General features: G+C 36.9%; 19 protein-coding genes. 7 read left to right on the forward strand and 12 right to left on the reverse strand.

What is annotated here, in order from left to right:
• Positions 1 to 29: 29 nt before the first annotated feature.
• The gene (locus ACYVEC_RS01450) at positions 30 to 2,705 is read left to right on the forward strand and encodes a PRD domain-containing protein (protein ID WP_098555253.1); all 2,676 of its coding nucleotides are present in this window, start codon (positions 30 to 32) and stop codon (positions 2,703 to 2,705) included.
• Between the two features lie 141 nt (positions 2,706 to 2,846).
• Here the strand turns inward: ACYVEC_RS01450 and exsM are convergent, their stop codons facing one another.
• The gene (exsM, locus tag ACYVEC_RS01455; RefSeq protein ID WP_063221810.1) at positions 2,847 to 3,260 is read right to left on the reverse strand and encodes an exosporium regulatory protein ExsM; all 414 of its coding nucleotides are present in this window, start codon (positions 3,258 to 3,260) and stop codon (positions 2,847 to 2,849) included.
• Between the two features lie 189 nt (positions 3,261 to 3,449).
• On the opposite strand from exsM, the gene ACYVEC_RS01460 reads away from it, so the two are divergent.
• Positions 3,450 to 4,631, forward strand: coding sequence for a chromate transporter (locus ACYVEC_RS01460; protein ID WP_460505419.1), 1,182 nt, complete (start codon positions 3,450 to 3,452; stop codon positions 4,629 to 4,631).
• A gap of 38 nt (positions 4,632 to 4,669) precedes the next feature.
• On the opposite strand, the gene chbG is transcribed toward ACYVEC_RS01460, so the two are convergent.
• The 5 genes from chbG to ACYVEC_RS01485 form a co-directional block, all read right to left on the reverse strand.
• A complete protein-coding gene (chbG, locus tag ACYVEC_RS01465) occupies positions 4,670 to 5,374 on the reverse strand; it encodes a chitin disaccharide deacetylase (RefSeq protein WP_063221812.1) in 705 nt (234 codons plus the stop codon).
• Between the two features lie 49 nt (positions 5,375 to 5,423).
• A complete protein-coding gene (gene celF / locus ACYVEC_RS01470) occupies positions 5,424 to 6,749 on the reverse strand; it encodes a 6-phospho-beta-glucosidase (RefSeq protein ID WP_063221813.1) in 1,326 nt (441 codons plus the stop codon).
• Positions 6,750 to 6,752: 3 nt separating this feature from the next.
• Positions 6,753 to 7,076 (reverse strand): PTS lactose/cellobiose transporter subunit IIA, encoded by a 324-nt coding sequence (locus ACYVEC_RS01475; protein WP_000989050.1) that lies wholly within the window; start codon positions 7,074 to 7,076, stop codon positions 6,753 to 6,755.
• A 183-nt stretch (positions 7,077 to 7,259) separates the two neighbouring features.
• A complete protein-coding gene (celB, locus tag ACYVEC_RS01480; RefSeq protein WP_063221814.1) occupies positions 7,260 to 8,567 on the reverse strand; it encodes a PTS cellobiose transporter subunit IIC in 1,308 nt (435 codons plus the stop codon).
• 16 nt (positions 8,568 to 8,583) lie between these two features.
• Complete coding sequence (locus ACYVEC_RS01485; RefSeq protein ID WP_001023569.1) at positions 8,584 to 8,886, reverse strand: PTS sugar transporter subunit IIB; 303 nt, start codon at positions 8,884 to 8,886, stop codon at positions 8,584 to 8,586.
• Between the two features lie 401 nt (positions 8,887 to 9,287).
• Here ACYVEC_RS01485 and ACYVEC_RS01490 point away from each other — a divergent pair, with 401 nt between their 5' ends.
• Positions 9,288 to 10,442 (forward strand): polyamine aminopropyltransferase, encoded by a 1,155-nt coding sequence (locus ACYVEC_RS01490; protein WP_460505424.1) that lies wholly within the window; start codon positions 9,288 to 9,290, stop codon positions 10,440 to 10,442.
• Positions 10,443 to 10,469: 27 nt separating this feature from the next.
• On the forward strand, positions 10,470 to 10,841 hold the full coding sequence (gene speD / locus ACYVEC_RS01495) for an adenosylmethionine decarboxylase (RefSeq protein ID WP_048563425.1): 372 nt from the start codon (positions 10,470 to 10,472) through the stop codon (positions 10,839 to 10,841).
• 95 nt (positions 10,842 to 10,936) lie between these two features.
• Here the strand turns inward: speD and ACYVEC_RS01500 are convergent, their stop codons facing one another.
• The 5 genes from ACYVEC_RS01500 to ACYVEC_RS01520 form a co-directional block, all read right to left on the reverse strand.
• Positions 10,937 to 11,341 carry a DUF3021 domain-containing protein gene (locus ACYVEC_RS01500; protein ID WP_063221816.1) on the reverse strand — a complete coding sequence of 135 codons (405 nt, stop codon included), beginning with the start codon at positions 11,339 to 11,341 and terminating at the stop codon, positions 10,937 to 10,939.
• 3 nt (positions 11,342 to 11,344) lie between these two features.
• The gene (locus ACYVEC_RS01505; protein ID WP_063221817.1) at positions 11,345 to 11,794 is read right to left on the reverse strand and encodes a LytTR family DNA-binding domain-containing protein; all 450 of its coding nucleotides are present in this window, start codon (positions 11,792 to 11,794) and stop codon (positions 11,345 to 11,347) included.
• A gap of 133 nt (positions 11,795 to 11,927) precedes the next feature.
• On the reverse strand, positions 11,928 to 12,245 hold the full coding sequence (locus ACYVEC_RS01510; protein WP_063221818.1) for a PTS lactose/cellobiose transporter subunit IIA: 318 nt from the start codon (positions 12,243 to 12,245) through the stop codon (positions 11,928 to 11,930).
• Between the two features lie 9 nt (positions 12,246 to 12,254).
• A complete protein-coding gene (gene celB, locus ACYVEC_RS01515; protein WP_063221819.1) occupies positions 12,255 to 13,556 on the reverse strand; it encodes a PTS cellobiose transporter subunit IIC in 1,302 nt (433 codons plus the stop codon).
• A 14-nt stretch (positions 13,557 to 13,570) separates the two neighbouring features.
• Positions 13,571 to 13,873 carry a PTS sugar transporter subunit IIB gene (locus ACYVEC_RS01520; protein ID WP_063221820.1) on the reverse strand — a complete coding sequence of 101 codons (303 nt, stop codon included), beginning with the start codon at positions 13,871 to 13,873 and terminating at the stop codon, positions 13,571 to 13,573.
• Between the two features lie 224 nt (positions 13,874 to 14,097).
• Between ACYVEC_RS01520 and ACYVEC_RS01525 the strand changes: the two genes are divergently transcribed.
• The 3 genes from ACYVEC_RS01525 to ACYVEC_RS01535 all read left to right on the forward strand — a co-directional run bounded on the left by ACYVEC_RS01525 (position 14,098) and on the right by ACYVEC_RS01535 (position 17,143).
• Positions 14,098 to 15,315, forward strand: a complete 1,218-nt coding sequence (locus ACYVEC_RS01525; protein ID WP_063221821.1) for a dicarboxylate/amino acid:cation symporter — start codon at positions 14,098 to 14,100, stop codon at positions 15,313 to 15,315.
• A gap of 247 nt (positions 15,316 to 15,562) precedes the next feature.
• Complete coding sequence (locus ACYVEC_RS01530; RefSeq protein WP_063221822.1) at positions 15,563 to 16,720, forward strand: acyltransferase; 1,158 nt, start codon at positions 15,563 to 15,565, stop codon at positions 16,718 to 16,720.
• 42 nt (positions 16,721 to 16,762) lie between these two features.
• Positions 16,763 to 17,143 carry a VOC family protein gene (locus tag ACYVEC_RS01535; protein ID WP_063221823.1) on the forward strand — a complete coding sequence of 127 codons (381 nt, stop codon included), beginning with the start codon at positions 16,763 to 16,765 and terminating at the stop codon, positions 17,141 to 17,143.
• 42 nt (positions 17,144 to 17,185) lie between these two features.
• Here ACYVEC_RS01535 and ACYVEC_RS01540 read toward each other — a convergent pair whose 3' ends face one another.
• The gene (locus ACYVEC_RS01540) at positions 17,186 to 19,186 is read right to left on the reverse strand and encodes a YhgE/Pip family protein (RefSeq protein WP_063221824.1); all 2,001 of its coding nucleotides are present in this window, start codon (positions 19,184 to 19,186) and stop codon (positions 17,186 to 17,188) included.
• Positions 19,187 to 19,233: the final 47 nt, after the last annotated feature.

Below are 19,233 nucleotides of genomic sequence, written 5' to 3' on the forward strand. Positions count from 1 at the left end.
ATAGTGATGAAGTTTCGAGGTGAATAGAAATGAAACGAATAGATCTCATTTTTAACGCAATACAAAAAGGCAATTATACAGAAGGTGTAACCGCATCAGAACTCGCTACCCTTCTACAACTAGATCGCGCCAATGTAAGTAGTGACTTAAACAAACTTGTAAAAGATACACGTTTATTAAAAACAAATACGCGTCCTGTTCGTTTTTATATAGAAACGAACACTTCGTTGGAAACGCATTCAAAAGAAGTGACTTCATTAGAGACATTTGCTCTTGAAAATACAAGCCTTAAAATCGCAATTGAAAAAGCGAAAGCTTCTATTCTCTATCCTCCAAACGGTATGCACACTTTACTGCTGGGAGAAACAGGAGTCGGAAAATCTATGTTCGCTTCTTTAATGCACGAATATGCAATTGAAGTTGAACAGCTTCCTAAAAACGCACCATTTATCGTCTTTAACTGTGCTGATTACGCAAATAATCCACAGCTACTACTGGGGCAGTTATTTGGGATTAAAAAAGGAGCTTATACAGGGGCAAGTGATCAAAAAGGGTTAATTGAAAAAGCGCATGAAGGGATTCTTTTCTTAGATGAAGTACATCGCCTTCCTCCAGAAGGACAAGAAATGCTTTTCACCTTTATTGACCGCGGAGTATATCGCCGCCTTGGAGAAACAGAAAACGAGCGTAAAGCACAAGTATTAATTATTACTGCAACAACCGAAGAACCAAATTCATTTTTATTAAAAACATTTACAAGACGTATACCGATGACTGTCACACTGCCACCACTTCGTGAGCGTACACATAAAGAACGCTTTGCTTTATTACAACTATTTTTCACAAATGAAGCAATCCGCCTGCGAAAAGAAATTCACGTTAGCCCGAATGCAATGCGTGCTTTCGTCTTTTACAATTGTCCCAATAACATCGGTCAATTAAAAACGGATGTACAAATCGCCTGCGCGAAAGCCTACTCTGACTTCGTGACAAAGAAACGTGATTCTGTCTACGTTTCAAGTACAGATTTACCTTGGTATATGAAAGAAGGGCTATTCATTGAAAGAAAAAGCCGTCATCTATACCAAATACCAAATGAAACATTTATATTTACAGGTGATGAAGGTTGGAGTAATCATAAAATAGAGAATGAAAAACAGTCTTCTATTTACGATTATATTGATTATAAATACGAAGAACTTCAAGCTCGCGGTATTGAAGAGGACGAATTAGAATTACTAATAGAAAATGATATTCAAAGCTTTTTCGTACAATATTTTAACCAAATGTCCAAAAAGACAAGTCATGAAAATGTTTTTAAAATTGTGGATCGTAATATCGTTTCCGTATGTGAAAAAATCGCGGAACTTGCTGAAAAGCATTTATCTAAAACGTTTGATGAAAAAGTATTTCTCGCTTTAAGTTTACATGTACAGACAACTCTACAACGTTTACAAGCTGGGAAACAAATTCATCACCCACAATTAAATCAAATTCGTACGAAATATAAAGAAGCTTTTTCCGTAGCTATGCAATGCATTCAACTACTGGAAGACGAATTACAAATAACAATGCCTATCGATGAAGCAGGCTTTTTAACAATGTTCTTCGTTGTTGATCCAATTCCTGCCTCACAAACAGAAGTAAAAGTATTAATATTAGCGCACGGCAACGGCATTGCAACAGAAATGGCAAACGTTGCAAACGAACTTCTCGGCATTGAGGAAGTAACCGGTATCGATATGCCGCTACATGAATCGCCGAAAGATTTCTTAGAGCGCGTGAAAGTGTATATGAAAACACTCCAAAATGTAAACGGGCTTCTCTTACTCGTTGATATGGGGTCGCTTGCTTATATTGGTGATATATTAGAAACTGAGTTCAAAATTCCGGTACGTGTTCTTTCCATGACTAGCACTCCACATGCACTAGAAGCAGCTCGAAAAGCTCAGCTTGGCTACTCGTTAGATGCATTATATGAAACCGTGAAGAACTTAACACCGTTTTACTTAAACGTACAAGAAGAAAAGAAAAAGCCACTATCACCAATGAAATCTGTTATTTTAACAGCTTGTTTAACTGGTGAGGGCAGTGCTTTAGCTATTCAAAAAATGTTAGAGAACTATTTGCGATTTGACAAAGACTTAATTGAAATTATTCCGATTAGTATCGTCCATGAAAAAGATTTAACGAAAATGATTGAGAACATAAAAAAAGAGCGGAATATCATTTGTATCGTCACAAATTTCGATGTGCAAGTTCCATGCTTAACATATCATTTTCAAGATATCGTAAACTACACAGCAATTCAGCCAATTCAAGAATTAATTACGTATGAAGAAACATATGCAAAAATGGCTGACATTCTTGAACAACAAATGCAGCGTAACGACGGAGCATTACTTATTAAAACAATTCGTTACGCATTAAATACAATTCAAGAATTAATTTCCTTACAGCTAACTCCTGACAGCTTAATGGGTGTTATTCTGCATATGAGCTGTATGGTTGACCGTCTTCAAAAAGGAGAAAGCCTCCTCCCTCATCCAGATAAAGAGAAACGAAGACAAGATGAATACTGGATGTATATGAAAGTGAAAAAGGCATTGCAACCGATTGAAAATACATTTGAAATACAAATACCTGATGACGAAGTATTTTATATCATGGACTTCTTCATAAAAAATCAACCTGTAAAAAATTAATCAAGACAGTATTTTAAATATATCGACCGTAATACGAATTATATGAGCGATTTTCAAAATATATCGATTTACCGACAATAATCGCTAAAATTTGTACCTCATAGCAAAAAAGGCTGTTCCAAAATATGGACAGCCTTTTTTCTACTTCTTTACTTTCCTAATTCTCCCCCTGATTTCGCCCTTCTTATTGGACTTCGTATAAACATTTACATATACGTTCGCCTGAATGATTTCTTGAAGTAAGCTATCAAACGCTCTCCCCTGTAAAGGCCCTTCAAAATCCGCCACATTGACTACACCCGTCACGGCTCCTTCATTTACACTAATACCTTGCTTTAATGGGCCAAATAAGCTTAAAACAATTGGACCAATTTGATCTGCTTTCCCTAAATGAATTTGGCATGATGTAACTTTTTCGATGTTTTTCAATATGACCCGATATTGCAACTTCTTTAAATCATCACTAAATATAAACTCTGCTACACCATAAGCTTCTGTATTTACAGGAGGTATTTCCCTCTTACCTGTTAACCTCGCAAAGAAATGAGTTGTCATACGGGCATTCTCCTTATATAAATTTCCCAGCACTACTTCTACTACTTTATGGTTTATACATAATCATTTATGACTTTTTCAAGCCTTAATTACAAAGAAAAGATTCACACAATCTTTACATTAGAATCGTTCCTTTCGCTTTACTATCTCTTGTATAATGCACTTAGAAAAACATTCTAGGAGGGCATTTTGAAAAATAACAAATACACTTTTCACACATTATTAGAGATTTTTCTCGTCTCATTTAAATTAGGACTTACTTCATTTGGTGGTCCTGTCGCCCATCTTGGGTATTTCCACCACGAATATGTGCAAAAAAGAAAATGGATGGATGAACGAAGCTATGGAGATTTAGTAGCACTATGTCAATTCCTTCCTGGTCCTGCTAGCAGTCAAGTCGGTATGGGGGTTGGGGTATTAAGGGGCGGGGTATTAGGAGCTATTATTTCATGGATTGGATTCACTTTACCGTCTGTGCTTGTTTTAGTTTTCTTCGCCTCATTCCTTAATCAGTTCGATCTTGGAAGTGCTGGCTGGATTCATGGACTAAAACTTGTAGCAGTCGCTATTGTCGCTCATGCCATATGGGGAATGGCGCAGAAATTAACGCCAGACCGAAATCGTGCGACGATTGCGATTGTAACTGCCGCAGTCGCCTTACTATGGCCAAATAGCTGGACACAAGTCATTCTCATTGTAGTATCTGGCTTTATCGGCTGGTTTTTATATCGCAACCAACCAATTAGCCAATCTCAAAATATAAAAGTACCTATTTCAAAAAAGATAGCAGTTTCTTGTCTCATCTTATTCTTCGGGCTATTAGTACTGCTACCAATATTAAGACCGTTCTCTTATTACATCGCTTTATTTGATAGTTTCTATCGCTCTGGCGCACTTGTATTTGGAGGTGGACACGTCGTGCTGCCCCTTCTTGAAGGTGAGTTCGTACAAAATGGAATGATGACGAAAGAACAATTCCTAGCTGGATACGGATTAACACAAGCAGTACCAGGACCACTATTTACATTCGCCTCTTATATAGGAGCAGTGCTAAACGGGACACTTGGGGCAATACTCGCAACAATTGCAATCTTTCTTCCTGCTTTCTTGCTCGTTATTGGTGTTTTACCATTTTGGGACAGTGTGAGAAAAATATCTTACATACAAGGCGCACTACTTGGAGTCAATGCAGCCGTTGTCGGTATTTTATTAGCAGCTTTTTATGACCCTATTTGGACAAGTACAATTATGAACGCTGTAGATTTTGTTTTTGCGTCTCTTCTATTTTGCTTGCTCGCTTTTTGGAAAACACCACCTTGGGCTATCGTTATACTTGGAGCCTTCGGCGGATATATTCTATCCATTTTGTAAACAAAAAACGACGGCATTATGTAGCCGTCGTTTTTTTATTAAAACTTCACAAGCTCTATTCCTTCTGGTAACTCGCTCTCTGTTAAAATACGTAATTCTTTCACACGATCCATTACGTAAGAAGAACGCTTCACAAGCTCTGGATCAATATAAGCTGGATGAACCATAATTTCTACCGTTTGCTCACCTTGTACTCTCTCTTTTAACTTCACGAAGTAATCTTCCGTCACACCATCCGCGTAAAAATCACTGTAAAACACGTCAGAAAATGGACGTACTGCTCGCTCTTCCTCACAACGACGAATTGGAACATTATATTTAGCAGCTAATTTCTCAAGAACATCGTGCAAAATCGGCAATCCATGCACGTGATGATGACTATCTAAATGAGTTGGTGTTAATCCGTAAGATAAGAATTTCTCAATTTGAGCAGTCCATTCCCTCTCAACTTCTTCTGGATTTACCTTCCCTTCCCATACGACGCTTTGTTTATGAAACAATCCATCGCTACTTACAAGTGATGGTACGTCTCCAAGAAGCGGTTTCCCTGCCGTCAATACGAGATGTACTCCTACTCCTAACGTTTTATACTCTTCCGCTAAGCGTACCGCATGCTCTGTTCCTGGCATATTCATCATCATCGTCGTTGAATTTACAAGTCCATTTATATGTCCATTAATAATGCCGTAATTTGTACCCTCAGTAAGACCGAAATCATCTGCATTTACAATTAACTTAATCATCGTAATACCTCCTATTGAAATAAAAAAAGCGGGCTAAATAGCGCCGCTTTTATTTCTCTATCTTTTTGAAGAACTGTGGAAGATGTTCTTTATGTGCTTCCAACATTTCATCTAAAATTTGTTTTGCAACTTTATCTGATGGTACAAGTGGATTAATTGTCATAGCAAGCAGCGCCTTATGATAATCCCCTGTAACAGCAGCTTCAATTGTTGTGCGCTCAAATGATTTAATTTGTTGTACTAAACCGCGAACTGGTACTGGAAGATCTCCAACTGCAATTGGTTTTGGACCTTCTTTCGTAATAATACAGTTCACTTCAACAGCAGAATCATGTGGTAAGCTTGCAATTGTTCCATTGTTTCGTGTATTAACAGGCTGGATATCACCTTTATTATTGTAAATAGACGTAATTAAGCTACATGCTGCATCACTATAATAAGCGCCGCCACGTTTTTCTAATTGTGGTGGTTTAATATCTAAGTTCGGGTCTTTATATAACTCGAATAAATCATCTTCTAATTGTTTTACTACTTCTGCACGTGTACCTTTTTCAACCGAAGCTTCTTTCTCTTCTTCTAACATTTCACGTGTTTTGTAGTAGTAACGATGGTATGGACAAGGAATTGCACGAAGGCCGCGAATAAAGTCTGGCTCCCAGTTAAGCGCAGCGATATTTTCCATCGTAATTTGCTTTTCTGGATCTGTTACAAGCTCTAACACTCGGTCCATTACACTTACGCCATCTAAATATACGTCTAGTCCATATACCATATGGTTTAAACCTGCAAAGTCAACATGTACACGACTTGCATCTACTTCAAGTAATCTTGCAAGACCCATACGGATTCCGATTGGAACGTTACATAGACCAACTACTCTTTGGATATTTGTATAACGAAGAACAGCTTCTGTTACCATACCAGCTGGGTTTGCAAAGTTAATTAACCATGCATTCGGACAAAGCTCCTCCATATCCTTACAAATATCTAAAATAACAGGAATCGTTCTCAACGCTTTGAATAAACCACCAGGACCATTCGTTTCCTGACCGATTACATCATATTTTAATGGGATTGCTTCATCTTTTGCACGTGCTTCTAATAAACCAACGCGAAGCTGCGTCGTTACGAAATCAGCATCCTTTAATGCCTCACGGCGATCAAGTGTTAAATGAACCTCGATTGGTAAACCTGATTTTTTCACCATACGTTTCGCTAAGTTACCAACGATTTCTAACTTTTCTTTTCCTGCCTCAATATCTACTAACCAAATTTCACGAACAGGAAGCTCATCATAACGTTTAATAAATCCTTCAATTAACTCTGGTGTATAACTAGATCCACCGCCGATTGTAGCAATTTTAATTCCAGTCATGTTTTATTCCCCTTTCGCTTCAAGCTTTTTATAAAGATCGATAAACTCTGCTGCTAATTCTTTTACTGTAATCGCATTCATTAAATGATCTTGTGCGTGAATTAAAAGAACACTAATCTCTGTTTTTTCTCCTCTTGCTTCTGATTGTATGAGCTCTGTTTGGAAATGATGCGCTTCATTAATCGCTTCTTTCGCCTTTACCATCGCTTCATCAGCTTCTGCCATTTTCCCCTGTTTGGCAAATTGAAGTGCCTCCATTGCAAAGCTTCGTGCATTACCACTATTTAAAATTAATTGGAATGGAATTTGTTCTGCTGTAGTCATCATAATTACCGTCCTCTCTATTATGGTTCAACCGGTTTAAATACCCCTTCAGTTTGAACATTTCTATTAAATTATTATTTTATGAATGATAGTTTGGTGTTCTTGAAGATGGGTCTCATCTTTCTGAACATGATATAAAGGTAATTGTTCTCACAGACAATATTGTCTGTGAGAACAATTTCTATGTTACATAGGTACAGAGTTGTTATTTCCTTGCGCTGCTGCTTTTTCAGTACGAACAACTGAACGGTCACATAACACAACGAATGGATAATAGATTACCATCGCAATTACAAAGTTGAATAACTGTAGAATTGCACCTGAAAGATGCCCACCTGTTACAAGATAACCACTAATAATTGGTGGTGTTGCCCATGGAATCATCACAACTGTTTTTGGTACCCAGCCAATAGATATAGCTGTATAAGAAGTAATTACTAATACAATTGGTGTTATGATAAACGGTAAGAATAAAATTGGATTTAAAATAATTGGTGTACCAAAGATTACTGGTTCGTTAATGTTGAATGCACCTGGACCAATTGATAAACGAGATACACCGCGTAATTGTGCACTTTTTGCTACAAGTAATACAACTACTAAGAACGCTAATGTTGCACCAGAACCACCAAGATATACGAAAGTATCAAAGAATGGTTTTGTAACAATGTTTGGAACATCAAATGCAGATGTACCACCTTGGAATAACTTCATGTTTTTCTCTAATGCCGGTAAGTATAATGGCTCAATAATACCACCAACAATATTTGGACCATGTAAACCAAAGAACCAAAGAAGATGAACAAGGAGTACAATGACAATTGCACTTGGTAATGTCCCTGCTAAACTTTGCAGTGGTGATTGAATCGTATTAAAGATAAATTCATGAACACTTGTACCAGCTAATTTCACTGCTAATTGAATACCTGCAACTACTGTTAAGATAACAAATGCTGGAACTATAGCTGCGAAAGATCTTAAAACTGCTGGTGGTACTCCATCAGGCATTTTTAAAGTAATGTTTCTTTGTACAAAGAAACGGAATACTTCAGTAACAAGGAGTGCCACGATAATTGCTACGAATAACCCTTGTGCACCTGTCCAAGCTAAGTTCAACCCGCCTTCTTTCGGTGTTGTTGGCGTAAGAATAATTAACGCACCAAATGAAATAATACCTGCTGACAAACCATCAACGCCGTAAGATTTTGCTAAGTTATAACTTGTTGTAAATGCTATGATTAGTGCTAGAATTGCGAAAGAACCAGTCCACATTCCACCGCCAACTTGTTTCCACGTTTCACCAAACAAACCTTTCATGAAATCTTGGAAAGCGTCAGACGGAAAACCATTAATTAGTGATGCCAATGCACCAACTAAAATAAGTGGCATAACTGCAATAAATCCATCACGGATCGCAGCTAAGTGACGTTGCGATCCGATTTTACCAGCGACAGGAACAATATATTTCTCCATGAATGCAATAAACTTTTGCATTTCGCTTCCCCCCTAATTATTTTTTAAGTGTTAATGCGTGATCTAAAACTGCTTCTCCATTCATCATGCCGTAGTGCATTGGATTGATAACGTCGATTCCAACGTTTCTCTCATCAGCAAGCGTTTTCATTGAAGAAAGCATATAACGAACTTGTGGTCCTAGTAATAATACATCTGCTTGATCGATATTCGTTTTTACTGCATCCCCAGATACAGCCCAAATCTTTCCTTCTAGACCGCGAGCTTTTGCAGCCGCTTCCATTTTTGTAACTAGTAAACTTGTAGACATCCCTGCTGAGCAACATAATAAAATATTCATTTGAAAATCCCCCTTGTGTAGTATAAAAAATTTATGTTTTATTTATTTTTCTTTACGCTATTTATTAACGCAATTAGCGTGCCAACTTTTTAAAACCACTAAAATCAGCACTTTTTCGACTATTTTCTTTGTGTGTTAACGCTTTCAATTAGTGTGTCACTCAAAAAACACACAGTGTGTTATAAAACAACACGCTTTTAACACATAACTGTATGAAAATAGATTAGTGTTTAGTTGTCTAGTTGTGTTTAAAACAAAAAAACACTAAAAAATTTTTTTTAGCATGAAAATCTATTAAAAAATAAACTCCTCTTGAACACACTCCCTTATCTATTGTCCAAGCAAACTCTACTAAATTACATAGAATAGAATAAAATAACACAATTCGAAAGGGGATTCCTATGCCAAAACATAGAAAACAAAGCAAAATAAAGATTTATAGAATAACAAGCTATAAAAAAGACAAGCGTTCTGAATTAGACTCTGACAAATTTGAACTAGAACAGCAGGAAATAGAAAACAAACAGGACAAGCACGGTAAACAGGATAAACAGGACAAACAGGACAAACAGGACAAACAAGACAAACAGGACAAACAAGACAAACAAGATAAACAGGGCAAACAATTACAATCGGAAAATGTAGTCATAGTACCCACAGATTCACACAGCTTAGATGTGTGGGATGAAATTTCTCTAAAGGAAATACAAGCTGGTGAACATACAAATTTATTTGCGGAACAAAGCAATTATCAAAATATTACTTTGTTACAAGTAAGCGATGTTCGTTTATATTTGGACAAGCAACTACAATTTAGTTCCGTCGATGAGCAAATTTATCATGAAGCACTTGTACATCCAATTATGTCAAAAGTAATTGATCCAAAACGTGTTCTCATATTAGGCGGTGGTGATGGTCTTGCCTTACGAGAAGTTTTGAAATATGAAACTGTACTACATGTGGATCTTGTTGACTTAGATGGATCGATGATTGATATGGCTCGTAATGTTCCTGAATTAGTTTCTTTAAACAAAAGCGCATTTTTTGATAATCGTGTAAATACACACGTATGTGATGCAAAAGAGTTTCTAAGTACTCCTTCCTCTTTATACGATGTAATCATTATTGATTTTCCAGACCCAGCGACAGAGTTGTTAAGCACTTTATATACAAGCGAACTTTTTGCTCGTATAGCTACATTCTTAACAGAAGACGGCGCGTTCGTCTGTCAATCTAATTCCCCTGCTGATGCACCTCTAGTATACTGGAGTATCGGTAACACAATTGAACATGCTGGATTAACTGTGAAAAGTTATCATACAATCGTTCCTTCTTTCGGAACTGACTGGGGATTTCATATTGCCGCTAATTCTGCCTATGTACTCGATCAAATTGAGCAATTATATGTAGTGCCATCTCCTCGAACATTACCCTCTCTTCTTTCTCCTTTATTTCAATTTAAAGAAGAACATTTGGAACAACGTAATCTCGCTCTTCTAAACTCAGAATCGAATCTTATCCTACACCAATGCTACAAAAAGGAAATGGAGTTTTGACGATATTATAGTAAGGAGTGCTACCTTATGGAATATTCTACTTTCGGTAAGCATATAATAGTAGATTTATGGGGAGTGGATTCTCCCCTATTAGATGATATTTACTTTTTAGAACATCATTTAGTTGCCGCTGCAGATCAATCTGGTGCACACGTTTTAAACGTAAGTAAAAAAAAATTCCAGCCTTATGGCGTTACTGTATTAATTTTGCTATCAGAAAGCCACCTTTCTATTCACACTTATCCAGAAAAAAACTTTGCAGCAATTGATTGTTATACATGCGGTACAACCGTTGAACCGCAAATAGCGATTGATTATATCGTAAATATATTAAAACCAGAACGGATGCATACAAAAAAATTAATTCGTGGTATAGGAGAAATTGTTACTACTGATTAATTAACACTCTTACTCATCCGTACAAAAGGAGGATTGTATAATACCATCAGTGGCACGAACACTCCACTGATGGTACAGACATATACATAATTTTTTCACCTTAATTGATGATTTATTTTTTTTATTTTGCGCTTCCAATATAGGGTCATTATGAACCAAATCATGAAGTAAATAACAATAAAGATTCCTATACAAACAAGAATCGGACTGAAACGATTCGGAACCCACCCAATCAAAATTGCTGTAGGCAAAAATGTTCCTAGCAAAACGATAAAGTGAATACTTGTCTGTTTTAATATACTCCATTCTTCCTTTTCAAAAATAAATGAAGCAAAAGAGAAGATAAGTCCTATTATATTTGCTGTTACTAAATATGCGATTAATGTTTTTGTTTCCACTGTCTCCATTCCATTTACATAACCAATCCATAAAAACAATAGACTATATACCATCGCCATCCCTAAACCAAAAGCGATTTTATTTATAACCCTATCAAACATCTTTTAACCCCCTCCTATATTTAAAGCTTCTTTAATGAGCGGTACATATTTCCTTGAAACATATTCTTTCATTCCATTAGAAAAATGGGCACACATACTGCCACTAAAAGACATTTCAAAGCTTTTGACATGCCCTAAATTTGCAAGTATTGACTTAGAAAATCTAGCAAAACGCTTTGCAGCTAACTGTTCTTCTAATTCATATAGGCGAGCCTTCACCTCAAGACTCCCTTTCTTCGTTTGCGCAATAACTTTTCTCTCTTTTGTATAGAACCAATAAATATCATTTAAATTCAATAAATAATACTGCTGATTTAACACACCAACAATTTGGTTTACAGTTCCCCCTTCTATTATTTTTAAAAGTTGCTGAATTTCATCTGTTATTTCTTTTGTTTTTATAATAATTTCTACTTCGTCTTGTGATGGGTCCAATTCGATGCGAACTTTCATCTACTTCCCACCCCCTTTACAACTTCATTTTTACATAAACTTGGAAATAATAAATAAAATTATGCGTAAGTGGTTCTCTTTTCGCCATAACAGTATCTTTACGAAACATAAAAAAACCTTGCATACGCAAGGTTCATTCAGTCGCTAACATCTTCCTATATAATTCTACAAATTCACTCGCTAATTCCTTCACCGTAATCGCGTTCATTAAATGATCTTGCGCGTGCACCATTAGAAGAGTAACTTCGGTCTTTTCACCACCAGCTTCTTTCTGTATGAGCTCCGTTTGTATACGGTGCGCCTCTTTTAATTCCTCTAACGCTTCTTGTAATTTCGCTTCTGCTTCTGTAAACTCTCCACGCTTTGCACAATCAATTGCTTCCATTGAACAACTTCTCGCATTTCCCCCATGCAAAATTAAATGAAAAGCTTTCGTCTCTATCGTATCCATTTTAGTTCTTTACTCCCCCTTTTCTTCCGCTACCTTTTGTTTATCCCATATTTTTAAGAACGGTAAATAAATGAAGAATGCAAGCGCAAAGTTAACAAGTTGTAAAACAACGCCTGAAATTTTCCCGCCCGATCCTAAATATCCACTAAATAGAATTGGTGTCGTCCAAGGTACAGCAGCTCCACTCGGCCGAGCTACCCATCCCCATTCCATTGCAAAGTAAGAAACAATTGTTAACACAACTGGAACCAATATAAATGGAATTAATAAAATTGGGTTCATTACAATCGGCATACCAAAAGTTACCATCTCATTAATATTAAATATGCCAGGCGCAATTGACAATCTCCCTAAACTTTTTAATTGCTGACTTCGCGCAAATAGTAACATTCCTACAACTAAAGCAAGTGTTGCACCGGAACCGCCCATATAAATCCATAAATCAAAAAACTGTGCGGTAATCGTATTTGGTACATCTTGCCCTGCTTGAAAAGCAACTCGATTTTGATCCATTAACGACAACCAAACGGGGCTCATTACACCACCAACAATAGTAGCACCATGAATTCCACACGACCAAAGAACATGAACGAGAATAACTGCTATTATTGCGCCCCAAAGACTAGCACCAAGTACACTAAGTGGTTCCTGTAAAATTTGCCCTACAATATTATGGATACTGCCAAAAGAAGTATTTTCTATAATTAAGCGTAAAATCCAAATAACCGTTACAACAATAAATCCTGGAACAAGTGCCGCAAATGAACGCGTCACAGCTGGTGGAACTGTCTCTGGCATCTTTATAATTATCTTTTTTTGTACAATAAACCGATAAAGTTCAGTAGATATAAGTGCAATAATCATTGCTACAAACAACCCTTGGCTTCCCATTAATGCTGCTGGGATAGCACCTTCTACAAGTACACTCTCTTTTGTACTTGGTATAATATATGCGACTTGAAATGGCGTCGCAAGTAAAAACGTCACAAGCGACAATGCCCCAGATGCTAAAGCATCCACTTTATAATACTCCCCAAGCCTGTAAGCGATTCCAAAAACAGCTATTAAAGCCATTATATTAAAAGTTGCACTAACTGGATACCCCAAAGCCCTCTGCCAATTCTCCCCAAACAAACCTACCATAAAATCATTGTATCCTGGTATTGGTAAAGCACTAATAATAAGAAAAAATGATCCAATAATTAAGAAAGGCATCGTCAAAATAATTCCATCACGAATCGCTTGCAAATGCCTCTGCTCTGCAACCTTCCCTGCTATCGGCATCACATACTTTTCTAAAAACCGTATCATCTATCCCACTCTCCTCATGGTTTCATTGACAAAGCTGCTTGTAAGATAGCTTCTCCATTACAAAGCCCGTAATGGACAGATTGAATGACATCAACGGGTATCCCTTTCTCCTTACATAATTCTTTCATTTTCGGTAATAAATAACGTACTTGCGGTCCAAGTAGCAGTACATCCGCTTCATCAATGTGGCTATTTACTTCAGAACCTGATACTGCCCAAATCTTCACCTCTATCCCTCTTGCCTCTGCTGCTTTCTCCATTTTGGTAACAATCAAACTGGAAGACATTCCCGCTGCACAGCAAAGCAAAATATTCATCCCGCTTCCCTCCCCCTTGTTCTTAACCTAAGTTATAGTGCACCCCTTGCCACCACTAGGTTACAAATATATATGTCTAGATTTCCTGCTGTATGCCGAGCTTAAAAACAAAAATTTCTCGGTTTTCACGCTATTCCATCTATCAGTATTCTTCTAGTAAAGAAGGCTCTAACTCGCTATAATGATTCAGTATGATTTTTTATAATTGATAGGAGGATATATTTATGAAGGCATATCGCTTTCCACTTATTTTATTATCTTCTATCCTAATTGGTGGTTTCATTGGTTATTTCATGGGTGCCGATGCAGTTGCTTTAAAGCCGCTTGGTGACATTTTCTTAAACTTAATGTTTACGATTGTTGTACCGTTAGTGTTCTTTAGCATTGCATCATCTATTGCTAATATGGATGGATTAAAACGTTTCGGTAAAATTATGTCTAGTATGGCTGGGACTTTCTTATTTACAAGTATTTTAGCTGCTATTTTTATGATTATTGTCGTGAAAGTATTCCCGCCAGCACAAGGTGTTGTATTAGAACTAACACAACCTGACAAGGCTGACAAAGCTGTTAGTGTTGCTGATCAAATTGTTGGTATTCTAACAGTATCTGACTTCTCAAAGTTACTATCTCGTGAAAATATGTTAGCACTTATTTTCTTCTCTATCTTAATGGGGATTGCAACTTCAGCAGTTGGTGAAAAAGGAAAACCATTCGCTACATTCCTACAAGCTGGTGCAGAAATTTCAATGAAAGTTGTATCTTTCATTATGTACTACGCTCCAATCGGACTTGCTGCTTACTTCGCAGCATTAGTTGGTGAATTCGGACCACAACTTCTTGGAACTTACTTCCGAGCAGCAATGGTATACTATCCAGCGTCTCTAATTTACTTCTTTGTATTCTTCACGTTCTATGCATACCTTGCAGGTCGCAAACAAGGTGTTCAAATCTTTTGGAAGAACATGGTCTCTCCTACAGTTACATCACTTGCAACTTGTAGTAGTGCTGCTAGTATTCCAGCGAACTTAGAAGCAACGAAGAAAATGGGTATCTCTTCTGACGTTCGTGAAACAGTTGTCCTTCTTGGATCTACACTTCATAAAGACGGCTCTGTTTTAGGCGGCGTATTAAAAATTGCTTTCTTATTCGGTATTTTCAACATGGAATTCGAAGGACCAAAAACATTGGCAATCGCACTTGTTGTTTCTCTATTAGTAGGAACAGTAATGGGCGCTATTCCAGGCGGCGGTATGATTGGTGAAATGTTAATCGTTTCTCTATACGGCTTCCCGCCAGAAGCATTACCAATTATCGCAGCAATTAGTACAATCATTGATCCTCCTGCAACGATGTTAAACGTAACAGCAGATAACGCTTGTGCCGTAATGACAGCTCGCCTTGTAGAAGGTAAAAACTGGATCAAAAACAAATTTGCTTAATAAATAGAAAGAGGATGCTCATTTTGGAGCATCCTCTTTTTGTCGTTATTTGTTAATAAGTCGATATCCTTTGTCGACACGTCGGTATATCGAAAAAATCGTTGATATATTTGAAGTTATAATAGATATATCCGAAAAATCGTTGATATCTCCTCTTGCCACAAATTTGTTAAAATCTTCACAAATATTCCACATCCATTATCCTTACTCCGTACTATAATCATGTATGGAAAAGGAGATGGACATAATGACTCAAAGCGCACCAGAATTTAAAGTTTTGCAAAGCATTGCATTCCTTGCTGTCGTTTTGCAAAGTTCCTTATTATATACAATGAATCAAGGAAATGTCTTACTTGAGCAATCCCTTATTATGGGTATGCTATTCAACCTTGCAAAATTTTCAGCACCTGCATTCATATTTATCGTTGGCTTTCATTTAATTCGGCAATATACGAAGCAACTAGCCTACACAGAATATATTTATGAAAAAGCCGCACATTTACTCATTCCTTATTTCTTCTGGTCTATTCTTTACTTATTAACAACAAACGATATGATTACACTACAAAGCGGAATAAAAAGTGTATTACTCGGAACAGCCGCACCCCATCTTTGGTACGTAATTATGATGTTCCAAATTCACCTATTGTTCCCTTTGCTGTGCACACTATTTTATTGGTTTCAAAAACGAACAGAAAATAAAAAAGACATATATAAATATATGACCATCTTTGCTTGTCTATATTTCCTATTAATGTGGTATTCTTCGCACTACATTTTTAATGGAGAGAAATTGACTAGCTCAACCATTTTACATTATACAGATCGTTCCTTCTTCTTCTACTCATTCTATTTCGTCATGGGAGGAATCGCTGCTGTCGCATTAAAAACGTGGCGTTTATTTGTCATGAAACATATCCCGCTTATCACAATATTATTTTTCATCTTATTTTTATTCATCAATTATGAGTTATTTAGTTTTTACGGAGCAAACTCTATTCATTTAACCGTTTCGACTTATTTAAAACCGTCTATGTTTTTATATATCGTATGCGAAATTATCATACTTTACGTGTTATCTATTACAATCGTACAGCGACGCGGTTTCTTATATAAAGCTTTACGATTTATCGGGAATTACACATATGGTGCTTATTTAGCTCACTTTTTCTTCCTGCAACTATGTACAAAATTTCTTTCTTTATTCACACTGCAAGAAAACACAGTATTATATAGCCTATTATTATTTACAATCACGGCCACAATCTCGATTTCGGCAATGGTCATTTGCAGTACACTACCACTTCATACGTGGATTACAGGACCTTCTCCTACAACAAATATAAAATGGGCGAAGATCGTACTTCGGAAACATCACAAAAAAGTATGCAAACCATATCTTTGATATAATAGAATTCCATACAAGAAAAGAAAGTAGGATACACCTATGATTAATCAAATTGGACAAATTATGTTATATGTAAATAATCAAGATGAAGCCGTACAATTTTGGACTGAGACAGTAGGATTCCAAATTATTGCGGAAGAAAATAACGGACAAGGGTTTCGCTGGATTGAAATTGCGCCAGCAAAAGAAGCAGGAACAAGCATCGTCCTTCACGATAAAGCGTTAATTGCGAAGATGCAACCTGAATTAAACTTAGGTACTCCTTCACTTATGTTCTTCGCTAATAACTTGGATCAACTGTATAAAGATCTTTCTGAGAAAGGTGTTACAGTTGGACAAGTTGTAGATTTACCTACTGGTAGAGCATTTAACTTTGCTGATCATGAAAACAATTACTTTGCGGTAATGGAACGCAAATAAAAAAGAAGCTATCCGAAAAAAAAACGGATAGCTTCTTTCAATTTAAGAAACTTGTTCTGCATTCGTTTCTCTATGCTGTATATGACTCGTAATCCAAGCAATTCCGCCAGCAACAACGAGGTAACATAACAATATTAAAATTTGCATTTGTAATTGCGACCAGTCTCCTAAAGAGATAACATCTTGTAATCCTCTAAGAGAATGAGACATTGGAAGAAACTGTCCGATTTTGCTAAGAACAGCTATATTTAATTCTCCCGGGAAGGTACCTCCACTCGTCGCTAATTGCAGGACAAGAAGCGTTACTGCTAAGAACTTTCCAACAAGACCAAATACCGTTACTAGCATAAGAATAAATGTCATGAACGTAAAGGAAATAACAATACTTGATAAAACAAAGAGCGGCACACTTGCAACTTCTAATTTCATAACTCCTAGCACAACCACATCCACTAGTAATGCTTGAATAAGTCCAATTAAATATACCAATCCTAGTTTATTAATAAAGTGTACCGTTCCGCTTACTTTCATATTTTGTCTACGACCAAGCGGTAAAATATTCGATGCCATAATTCCGCCAACATAAAATGCAAGAGATAAGAAATATGGCGCAATACCTGAACCGTAGTTAGGTACGTCAGAAACTGTTGACTTCACTAATTGAACTGGCTCTGAGAACATCGTATTGCGTGCATCATCATTGCGAACATCCGCTATCTTCTCTGCGCCCTCTCCCAATTTCGTAGAAAGTTCTTTCGCACCATCGTCAAGTTTAACAAGTCCGTTCGTTAACTTCCCAGCACCATGATTCAGCTCTATTCCGCCACTCGCAAGGTGATTTACACCTTCTTGTAATGATGTAAATCCATTTCCCCATTTCGTAAATCCATCAGCTACATTCGAAGCACCATCTGCTATCTTTTTCGTTCCAGCAGTAGCTTCATTTAACTTAACTCCGAATGTATTCATACCTTCTTCAATCTTATGCTGACCATTCGCAAGCTTCTTCGCACCTTGTGTCAATTGTTGTTGGCCACCATTTAAAGCGTTTGTTGCTTTAGCTAATCCATTAGAAGTAGCAACGAGTTTTTGAAAAGCAGGATCTTGCTGCACTTCCGGATGACTTTTCACGTACGCTTCTAATTGTTGTTTTACACTATTAGCTGCATCATCCGCTTTTACTTGCCCTTCAGCAAGCTTCTCACTTCCATTCACCCATTCATTTGTACCAGCACTTAATTCACTAACTCCTGATTGTAATGTTTTTTCACCTTGCGCTAATAACTCCATACCACTATGAAGTGATGTCGCTCCTTTACTCAGCTCGTTTGCTCCCCCAGTTAAAGCTGATTGGCTAGACGCAAGCTTGTCACTTCCTTCTTTCACTTTTGATGTCCCGTCACTTAAACGATGAATACCATCTGCAAGCTCATTTGCTCCATTTCTTGCATCTGTCGTTCCTTCGTGTAACTTCTCAGCACCATTACTTGCATCATTCAATCCTTGTGCTAAGTCTTGAAACTTTGAAAAGACACCTTCTGTATAAGATTTCGTAATACTATTTGAGATTTTTGTTTTCATATTTTCGACAGCTGTCGTTCCAATTTGCGCTGCTACAAAGTTTTTACCTGGATTTACTTTGTACTGAAGCTGCGCTGGCTCTGGTTTCTCATCCATCAGCGTACTTACCTTTTTAGAGAAATCCTCTGGAATCGTAACAACCATATAATACTTATCTTCTTTTAGCCCTTCATCAGCATTTTTTTCTGATACGAAATGAAAAGCTAGTTCCTTATTCTCTTTTAAATTTTTTACAAAATCGTCTCCTGCATGAATTGTTTTATCATCCATCGCAGCACCCTTATCTAAATTTACAATCGCAACAGGTAATTTATCTAATCGTCCGTATGGATCCCAATATCCAGCTAAGAAGAATCCTGAATAAATTAAAGGAACGATTAATAAAAAAATTAAAGCGATACGTCCATGTTTATGGTGCCACATCGCTTTCCAATCTTTAAATATAAGTTGAATTCCCTTCATGAAACATACTCCTTCTCCTAATTTAACACCATTAGAATGGTTTAACA

This window comes from Bacillus sp. MN7755 (assembly GCF_054771475.1).